The organism is Streptomyces sp. NPDC001027, from assembly GCF_040299045.1.
GTDB lineage: Bacteria > Actinomycetota > Actinomycetes > Streptomycetales > Streptomycetaceae > Streptomyces.
On the sequence record NZ_JBEPBI010000279.1, the window covers coordinates 1 to 9493 of the forward strand.

General features: G+C 68.5%; 7 protein-coding genes. 3 read left to right on the plus strand and 4 right to left on the minus strand.

What is annotated here, in order from left to right; translation table 11 throughout:
- Positions 1-1049 precede the first annotated feature (1049 nt).
- Both ABT300_RS37765 and tnpA read right to left on the minus strand, forming a co-directional pair.
- Positions 1050-1496: a hypothetical protein gene (locus ABT300_RS37765; RefSeq protein WP_351685885.1), complete on the minus strand. Its 447-nt coding sequence runs from the start codon at positions 1494-1496 to the stop codon at positions 1050-1052.
- A gap of 1182 nt (positions 1497-2678) precedes the next feature.
- Complete coding sequence (gene tnpA, locus ABT300_RS37770) at positions 2679-3107, minus strand: IS200/IS605 family transposase (RefSeq protein ID WP_351685887.1); 429 nt, start codon at positions 3105-3107, stop codon at positions 2679-2681.
- 50 nt (positions 3108-3157) lie between these two features.
- Between tnpA and ABT300_RS37775 the strand changes: the two genes are divergently transcribed.
- Together ABT300_RS37775 and ABT300_RS37780 are read left to right on the plus strand one after the other, a co-directional pair.
- A complete protein-coding gene (locus ABT300_RS37775; RefSeq protein WP_351685890.1) occupies positions 3158-4372 on the plus strand; it encodes an RNA-guided endonuclease InsQ/TnpB family protein in 1215 nt (404 codons plus the stop codon).
- Between the two features lie 344 nt (positions 4373-4716).
- Positions 4717-5919 carry an IS110 family RNA-guided transposase gene (locus tag ABT300_RS37780; RefSeq protein WP_351685893.1) on the plus strand — a complete coding sequence of 401 codons (1203 nt, stop codon included), beginning with the start codon at positions 4717-4719 and terminating at the stop codon, positions 5917-5919.
- A gap of 687 nt (positions 5920-6606) precedes the next feature.
- On the opposite strand, the gene ABT300_RS37785 is transcribed toward ABT300_RS37780, so the two are convergent.
- On the minus strand, positions 6607-7086 hold the full coding sequence (locus ABT300_RS37785; RefSeq protein ID WP_351685895.1) for a hypothetical protein: 480 nt from the start codon (positions 7084-7086) through the stop codon (positions 6607-6609).
- Between the two features lie 95 nt (positions 7087-7181).
- Here ABT300_RS37785 and ABT300_RS37790 point away from each other — a divergent pair, with 95 nt between their 5' ends.
- Complete coding sequence (locus ABT300_RS37790) at positions 7182-8987, plus strand: translation initiation factor 2 (protein ID WP_351685897.1); 1806 nt, start codon at positions 7182-7184, stop codon at positions 8985-8987.
- 146 nt (positions 8988-9133) lie between these two features.
- Here the strand turns inward: ABT300_RS37790 and ABT300_RS37795 are convergent, their stop codons facing one another.
- Positions 9134-9376, minus strand: a complete 243-nt coding sequence (locus ABT300_RS37795) for a hypothetical protein (RefSeq protein ID WP_351685900.1) — start codon at positions 9374-9376, stop codon at positions 9134-9136.
- Between the last annotated feature and the right edge of the window lie 117 nt (positions 9377-9493).

Here is a 9493-nt window from a genome sequence, read left to right on the forward strand (position 1 = left end):
CGAGGGGAACGAGGTAGGCCGCTCACAGGTGCGCCGCATCCTGCTCGCCGAAGGCGTGCGCTGGCGCCGCACCCGGTCCTGGATGCGGTCGAAGGCCCCGGACTTCGTCCCAAAAGGACAAGGATCAGCCGATGGCCGATGGCCACTTGTGGTCCAGGGAATCGGAACCGTCCGGTCGGGCGGAGTGTCCGCTCGATAGCATCAACCCATGCGTCACAAATCGTGACTATGTTCCCTCTTCGGACATGTGTCCATCCTTCTTCGCCCACGCGGCCTACGCGGGGTGTCGTGCGCAGGGGCAGCGATACGCAGGCCGCTAGGGTCCCGGCCGCGGCCGCCGATGCGCCGCACGGGCCTCCGGACGAGCCGGGCCGCCCGGTGCACAACGGTTGGGAGTCTGCATGGGCAAGGCGCAATGGGACGCAGCAGGGGCGAGCCGTTCCTGGACGGTCCGGCTGGTTCCCAAGGGGCGTCCGGCCGAGGGGGTCTGCGTCGTGGACTGTTCGGCTCCCCATTGCAGCCCGCCCAGCGACCGCTACCACGATGCGCGATCCGCCCGAGCGGCGGCAATGCGGCACATCAGCGCACACGTGCAGCACATCCGTGTGCCGGATGCCGTCTGCCGCTGCCGGGCCGGGCGCTGTGCCTGGCATGGCGGCCCCAGAGGCTGCGGCGGCCCCATGGTCCTGGTGCTCGTGCCGGGGGTCGCGGACCGGGTATGGACGGTCGCCGGGACCTGTGCACGCTGTGCCCGCGCCATCCCTCGCAGCAGGGTCCTCAAGGACACCGGCACCAGGGCCGCCCCAACGCCGTCCGGGCCGGGGCAATCGGACGGCTGGCCGTATACGCGGCAGCTGTCACAGGCTTCCTCGTGCCTGGCATGTGCGCAGGAGGGTGCTCGCCGGGCACACGGCGACGCCACCGTCGCGGACTCGATGACAGCGCAGGAATCCCGCTCATGGCCGACGCGTGTCCCGACGGCAGCAGATGCGGATGACTTCAGTAATCTTCTGCGTCACCTGTGCCATGCTCGTGCGGGGCAGAGCGCATCAGCACGGCTCCTGGCGCTGCTGCTCGTCCTGCGCGGCCGTGAAAGCGGCACTACCTGGCTCACGGTCGACGATCTCAAGCCGCGCACCGGGCTTTCCGAAGCCTCCGTCCTCGAACTCCGCACGGGCGGCTGGCTGTGCAGCCCCTACACGGTGCCGACCGCCGAGATGCCGGTCATGCCCTGTGCGCTGGCCGAGGACCGTCTGGGCTTGGGCCCGCGGCTGGCCTGGCACTCCCGCCGACTCCTGCATGAATGGGTCTGGCAGACGTCCGGCCACCCGCTGCTGCGTGACCAGAGCGCCGATGTCCGTCTCGCCGCTGTGTATCTCACGGCCCAGGCCCACGGTCACCAGGGGCGCCCCGTCGGCGTACGCCCACGCCTGCTGGCCCGGCACTGCTGCCTCCCCTCCCCCGAGGACGGTGCTCGCGTACTGCGGATGCTGCACGACGCAGGCTGGCTGAGCACTCTGCACCTCAACAACGGCTGGAAACAACCCGCGGCCTACCGACTCGCCGACGAGCCAGCCGCCTTCCTCCCTCGCCCCTCCTGCACCGAGCCAAGCCGTCACAACGCTCCGATCCATGTGACGGGACGGGAGAAGGAGTTGGCGTCCTGGACCCACGCCTACCACCGTCACCACGGGCATCCACCGATGCTGCAGGACGTGCTCGACGCTCACTGCACGCGGGACCCCGGCACACCATGGACCACCAGCCAACTAACCACGGCCGCCCGGACACTGAGGTCCGCAGGCTGGCTGGACACCACCAGCACGCCTCCGTACTTCGTACGACCGGGCCCCCGCTACTGGCAGCAGCGGCCATCGGCGCCCTCAAGAAAAAAGCCGCACGCGCTCTCTCCACGCATCATGGACCGACAGGAACTCCCTGCGCGCCGCACAGCACGAGCCCCCCTCCCCCCACACCAGCCTGCTCCTTCAAACGGGCCACAGCATCCCGTACCAGACCGCTCCTCACCCCCCTGCCAGCCACAGGCGCCACGCTCTTGCGAAGCGCCAGCACCGCCCCGAGGGATCTGGCTCATCCCCGGTGCCCATATCGTCCTGCAGCAGAAGCCGAAGTGAACGGCCACCGAGCGCGGGACACACCATGATCCCGCTGCTCGCCTCCCCCTTGAGTCTGTCCTGCGACCGCGGCACAACTCCGCACCCGCGGGATCGGGCAAGGAGCAGCTTTCCGGGCAGCGGCGGCAACCACGCCGTATGTCATCCGAGCGTTCAGGGGTGCGGCAGATCGGGCCACGCTGCCGAGGGACGACCCGGCGGCTGGCGATGGACCAGACCATGCCACGGGAACAGACCCTGGCCCGTACACCCACACCGGGCGGCAGCCAACGTGATGACTCGTCCTCGCCAGCCGCACCCCCGTGGCCGCCATGCCGGCATCGGCGTGCAGCGGGGCGCACCGACACCGCCATCCGGCCACCAGCACAATCGACTCGGCCGCAGCAGCAGGACAGGAGTTTGGTTTGGTCAGCATGCCCGACGTCCCCGACGTTTCCATCCCTTGTTCTTTGCAGGGAATCCCGGCCTTCGGGCCGGGCGGGAATGCGATCCTCGGTCCGGAGGCGCGTAGCGCCGGAGTTCTCTGCGTCTTCGGGGTGACGGTCAGGCTGGGCGCTTCTGGCTCTCGATGTAGTCCTTGACGATGCTCAGGGGGGCGCCGCCGCAGGACCCTGCGAAGTAGGACGGGGACCAGAACACAGATCCTGTGCCGATCCGGTTGATCCGGCCGGTGTACTCCGCGCGCAGATACCGGGAGCTGACGCCCTTGAGGCTGTTGACGAGCTTGGACAGGGCGATTTTCGGCGGGTAGTGCACGAGCAGGTGGACGTGATCGCCCTCGCCGTTGAACTCCCGCAGCTCCGCGCCGAAGCTCTCGCACACGTCCCGCATGATCGCCTCGCAGCGCGTCAGCATCTCGCCGTTGAAGATCTCCCGCCGGTACTTCGTGACAAACACCAAGTGTGCGTGGAGGTTGAAAACGACATGATTTCCACGTCGGACATCGGGGTCTGGTTCCCAGCGTGGTGACATACGCCAAGTTTAGTAGGTTCGAGCGAACTCGACCGGAGGGGGTGGGCTGGATGATCCGTGCGTACAAGTTCCTCCTGCGGCCCACCGTCCGCCAGGCCCAGGCGCTGGCCGAGATGCTGCGGGATCACTGCTCCCTCTACAACGGGGCGTTGCAGGAACGCCGTGACGCCTACCAGCACGTCTCGAAGACCACAGTCAAGTACGGGGCGCAGTCCGCGCAGCTCAAGGAGATCCGGGCGTTCGACCCGGAGCATCAGGGCCGCTGGTCGTTCAGTTCGCAGCAGGCCACCCTGCGCCGTCTCGACAAGGCGTTCGCCGCGTTCTTCCGCCGGGTCAAGTCCGGTGACACGCCCGGCTATCCGCGTTTTCGCGGGGTGCGCTGGTTCGACACGGTGGACTTCCCCAGGGACGGGGACGGCTGCCGGTGGGACTCCACCCCGCACGACCCGACCACCCGCGTCCGCTTCCAGGGCGTCGGGCATGTGAAGGTCAACCAGCACCGCCCGGTGGCCGGCCACATCAAGACCGTGTCGGTCAAGCACGAGGGCCGAAAGTGGTTCGTCGTGCTGACCGCCGAACAGGAACAGCCCGAACCGCTGCCCGCGACCGGATCCGTGGCCGGGATCGATCTGGGTATCGCGAACTTCCTCGCCGACTCGAACGGCGAGTTCGTCCCCAACCCTCGCCACAGGCGCAAGGCCGCCGCGAAACTCGACGCCGCGCAGCAGGCCCTGTCCCGGTTCCCACGATGCAAGGCCACCGGCCGCACCGCCAACCACCAGCGCGCGGTGGAGAAAGTCGCCAAGCTGCACGGCAAGGTACGGCGCCAGCGCCTCGACCACGCACACAAGACCGCGCTCGGCCTGGTCCGCGCGCACGATGTCATCGCGCACGAAGACCTCAAGATCCGCAATATGAGCAAGGCCCCCGCACCGAAGGCCGACCCCGATCAGCGGGGCGCGTTCCTGCCCAACGGGGCCGCCGCGAAGGCCGGGCTCAACACGTCGATCAACGACGCCGGATGGGGGGTGTTCCTGACGATCCTGCACGCCAAGGCTGAGAGCGCCGGACGGGAAGTGATCGCCGTGAACCCCCGCAACACCTCCCGCGCCTGCCCCGAATGCGGGCACACCGCCAAGAAGAACCGGCCCACCCAGGAAAAGTTCCACTGCGTCGCCTGCGGCCACCACGCGCACGCCGACACAGTGGGAGCCATCAACGTTCTACGGGCCGGGCTGGTCCGTCGCGACGCCAACCCGGCATAGCGAGAAGCCCCCGGCTTCAGTCGGGAGAGGAGTCACAGATGCTGTCCCGACCCGCTACCGCGACACCACGTTCCGCTCCCGGCTCGAAGCCGACTGGGCCGCCCCCCCCATTACCGTCTTCGTAGCCCCGCAACGGGGTTACCGGCCTTCGGAGTTGGCATGACTACCTCCCCTTGTCGATTGCATGGCCCGGGGGGTGGTGTCACCAGCTCCGAAGGCACTGACAGACCGCTGATTAGGGGCATGACCACCGGCTTCTTCGCAGGTCGGGAGGCTCTTCGTAATGTGGATGTGGCGATCAGTGCCGTGGCAGGCCGGGTGAACAGCACCGAAGGAACCACGACGTGATCGACACCAGCGACATCGACGTCTACCTCGGACTGGACGTCGGCAAGGGCGAACACCACGCCACCGCACTCACCCCGGCCGGGAAGAAGACCTTCGACAAGCGGCTGCCCAACAGCGAACCCAAGCTCCGCGAGGTCTTCGCCAGGCTGCAGGCCAAACACGGCACCGTCCTCGTGGTCGTCGACCAGGTGGCCTCGATCGGAGCCCTGCCGCTGGCAGTCGCCCGGGACCTGGGCTGCCACGTCGCCTACCTGCCCGGATTAACGATGCGGCGGATCGCCGACCTCTATCCCGGCGAGGCAAAGACCGACGCGAAAGACGCGTTCATCATCGCCGACGCGGCCCGGGCGATGCCGCACACGCTTCGCTCAGTCGACCTCGACGACGAGACCATCGCCGAGCTCCAGATGATCGTCGGCTTCGACGACGATCTCGCCGCCGAGGCCAATCGCCTCTCCAACCGGCTGCGGGGCCTGTTCACCCAGATCCACCCGCACCTGGAACGAGTCATCGGCCCGCGCATGCAGCACCCGGCCGTCCTCAGAATGCTGGACCAGTTCGGCTCGCCGGCACAGATCCGCAAGGCCGGACGCCGACGACTCATCGCTCTGATCCGCCCGAAAGCACCCCGCATGGCCGAGCGTCTGATCAACGACGTGTTCACCGCGCTCGACGAGCAGACCGTCGTCGTTCCGGGCACAGACGCGGCCGCGCTGATCGTCCCCAGCCTCGCCAACTCACTCCAGGCGGTGCTAGACCAGCGCAAACTCCTGGCACACCGGATCGAGGAACTGCTGGAGGCCCACCCTCTTTCCAAGGTCCTGACGTCCATGCCCGGCATCGGCATCAGGACCGGAGCCCGCATCCTCATCGACGTCGGCGACGGCACCGCCTTCCCGTCCGCCGCCCACCTCGCCGCCTACGCCGGCCTCGCCCCAGCCACCCGCAGTTCCGGGTCCTCCATCCGCGGCGAACAGCCCTCCAGACGGGGAAACAAGCAGCTCAAACGGGCCTTCTTCCTCTCCGCGTTCGCCGCCCTGGCCGACCCCGCCTCCCGCACCTACTACGACAAGAAGATCGCTCAGGGAAAGCACCACACCCAGGCACTCCTCTGTCTCGCCCGACGCCGAGCCGACGTCCTCTTCGCGATGCTCCGCGACGGCACCTTCTACCAACCACCAACCCCGACCACCCCTTGACCAAAGTCATAGGGGCACCCCCCCCTCGACGGCAACGGCATCCGGTGGGAGTACGAACCCGAGACGATCACCCTGGACTCCGGCACCCTCTACCTCCCGGACTTCTGGCTGCCCGAACTCGGTACGTGGATCGAGGTCAAAGGTCCTGGCATACCGCGTACCGAGAAGACCGAAGAACTGGCCCGCACCCGCACCTGCCGGTGCGAAGGCTCCTGCACCTGCCGATGGCCGGGCGGCGAGTTCGTCCTGTTCGGCAAGCCGTCGCTGGCCTCCGACCGGACCGAGACCGGCCACCGCCCCCGCAGCGGCTACGCAAACTGGACGGCCCCCCTCGGACCAGCCGCGTACTTCGTGACCAGCCCGGCATGCACACGAGCTCAGTGGATCACCCTCCGGCGCCCATGGCGCTGCCGCGCCTGCCGCACGCTCCTGGAGCGCGAGTAGGCCTACCGGCCTGTCGACCGGTTCGTCCGCTTCGTCGAGAGCAGCACCCGCATAGGCCTCTTCGCGATGCCCGACCTGGGCGAACCCTTCACCGACGCGGAACTCGGCCTTACCGACGGCCCCGAGGACGACGTGCTGTGATCAGTAACCCTGGCTACAGGGCGCCGGGAGGGGAATGAGGGTGCGTGGGTCAAGGTGTCGGCGCCGGAGGGCTGTTCATGGCCTGGCGGAAGGCAAGGCTTCTCAGAACACCCCGCCACGCAGCGCCTGCTGTGCTGCCTCGGTGAAGTCTCGCCGCGCACGCTCAAGATCATCGAGGGAACTGCTGCTCTTGCCCATGAGGTCGGCGAACCGAGATGCCGCTCGCCCCACTTCGTCGGGGCCTTCCAGCAGAACGGCACCCAGCGCACGTTGCAGTCCCGGGCCCTCGCCCGGCTGCCCCTCCCCCGTACGCCGTGCGAAGAACGCGGCTTCCGCCGCTTCGACATACCGCGCGTAGGTCTGTCGTCGTGCTTCGTGGAGACGGGCCGCGCGCTGTTCTTCGAGAGTCATCCGCACGGTCTCCAGCAGGGCATCCGCCTGCCGGTTGCCCGCATGGCGCGCTGCCTCGGCCTGTCGTTCGCCCGCTCCGCGGGTGAACCACCCGGTGACAAGGCTGCCGAGCAGTGCCGATCCGGCCGCGAGCACTGCGATTCCCCACTCCGTCATGCGTTCATTCTTCATGCCCGCCAGGCAAGCCAGGACGGCAGGCGCCGTTGTTGCCGACTGGTGCAAAGGACGAGCGCCGACCAAGAAGTGCCCGCCGGTACGATCTACTCATGTCGTCCGAAAAATTGGCCCCTCTGATCAGCGGAAACACCGTACACGACGCCTCGTCAGCCAATAGGATCGACAGGATTGGGGCGACGGGCGACGGGCGACGGGCGACGGGCGACGGGCGACGGGCGACGGGCGACGGGCGACGGGCGACGGGCGACGGGCGCGATGTGCTCTTTGCCGCCCGGTCGGCAAGTGCGCTGTACCGGTTGCTGGACGTGCTGCCGGTCTTCGCCGGTGATGACCGCGTCAGCCGGTCCTATGCACTTGTTCCGGGCTCCGATTTCGGTATCGATGCGCTGAGCTCTGTGGAGCGTGCCGGGGCACGTACGGTCTCCTGGGACGAAGCGTCCCGCCGTTCCTACGATCTGGTCCTGGCCGCCAGCCCCAAGGGGGACATCGGGCTGCTTCGTGGGCCACGGGTGCTGCTGCCGCATGGTGCCGGTTTCGGCAAGAGCGTGCCCGAAGAAGGATCCGGAGTCGCTACGGCTTCCGGTCTGGATCCGATGTATCTGTTGTCCGGTGATAGGGCCCTGGCGTCTGTCCATGCGCTGGCTCATCCCAGTCAGGTGACCCGCCTGGCCGCCGCCAGTGAGCAGGCGGCAGCACGGGCCAGGGTCGTCGGGGATCCCACGCTGGAACGGATGCTGGCGTCCCGTTCCCTGCGGGAGCGTTACCGGGCGGCGCTGGGTACCGGCGCCCGGAAACTGGTCGTGCTGACCTCCACGTGGGGTCCCGAATCGCTGCTTCGCCGACGTCCGTTCCTGGCTGCCGACCTGCTGGCCTCCCTTGCCTACGACGCGTATCAGGTGGCCCTGGTCGTGCATCCCAACGAACGCGCCCGCACCGGCGCCTTCGACCTGTCCGAGCAACTGTCGCCGGCCCTGGATGCCGGGCTGGTGCTGGCTGGGGCGTACGAGGAGTGGGCCTCGGTCCTCGTCGCGGCCGATGTCGTGATCACCGACCACGGATCCACCGGTGTGTACGCGGCCGCGCTGGGGTGTCCTCTCGTCGGTGCATACGACGGTGGTGGGGAACTCATCCCCGGCACACCGATGGCGGAATTCCTGGCACAGGGGCCGCGTCTGCGTGGAGCGGACTCCGGCGCGTTGGAGGAGGCGCTGGCCTCGTCCGACCCTGGCGCGGTCCGGGCCCTGGCGCAGTCCTCGTTCGCCGAGCAGGGGCATGCGCTGAAGCTTCTGCGCGAGGAGGTGTACCGGCTGTTGGACCTCGTACCGCCTGCCGCACCGGTCGATGCCCGGGTTCTGCCGGCTCCCCTGCCGGCCCAACGTGTACCTGCGGCGTTCGCCGTGCGCGCCCGGGTCGAGGGCCTGCAGGTGGCGGTGGAGCGTCTGCCCGCGCACACGAGCAGGACAGCGCACCATCTGGCCGCCGCTTACGGTTGGGCCGGGGAGCGGCATCTGCAGAGCGCGGCGCTGCTGTACCGGAATGCCGGACAGCCTGCGGTCGGCTCGCACAGCATGTTCTGGACGGCCGCCGGGTGGACCGCCGGTGTCCTGGAGGACTATCCCGGCTGCCGCACGGCCGCGGTCATCGTGTCACCGTCGCTGTGCCTGGTACGCAGGCGTACGGGGGCGCTGCTGGCCGTGCGTATTGCTCCGTGCCAGGACGACGGTCGTGTCACCTATGCCGATCCTGCAGCTGTGCTCAGCGCGGTGCACGCCTGGCTGGGAAACCTCACCGGGCCCGCACCACTGTCTGGAGCGGTGACGTGCTCGGTGGCTGGTGTCCTCTTCCGGGCCGAGATATCCGCTGCAACCGGCGCGCAGGCGGCTGTCGTCCTGTAGGTCCCTCGCTCCCCAGTTTCTTTGGGCGCGCGGTCAGCACGGCGTCGGGACAGCCGATTCGCTCTCATCGGTGGCGGAGACCCGAGTGGCCGGTCAGGTGTCTGCCGGTCTGCTGGCCGGTTGCGGTCACGCACGCCGGGTGTCGGTCAGGACAACGCTCCGTTGCGTCGGCGGATAGTGGCTGCTGCCTCGCGGTGCCGGGCGGCTTGTGGTTCATCCCCGGTTTCGCGGGCCAACGTGCCAAGGCGGTCGTGGATGGCGGCCTGGTCCTGTTCGGCGTTGCGCTTACCGGCGCCGATGAGGGCCTCGTCGTACAGTGCGCGGGCCTGGTCGGTGTGCCCGAGATGGTGCCGCGCCTGGCCCAGGGCGAAGGCCGTGCGGGCCGTCATGCGTTCCCTTCCCAGGTCACGGTGTGAGCGATCATGAAATTCCCCACCGGACGCGGGTTCCGCGTCACGTAATTCCCCACCCCCGCGGTCACGTAATTCCCCATGGGGACGACGGAC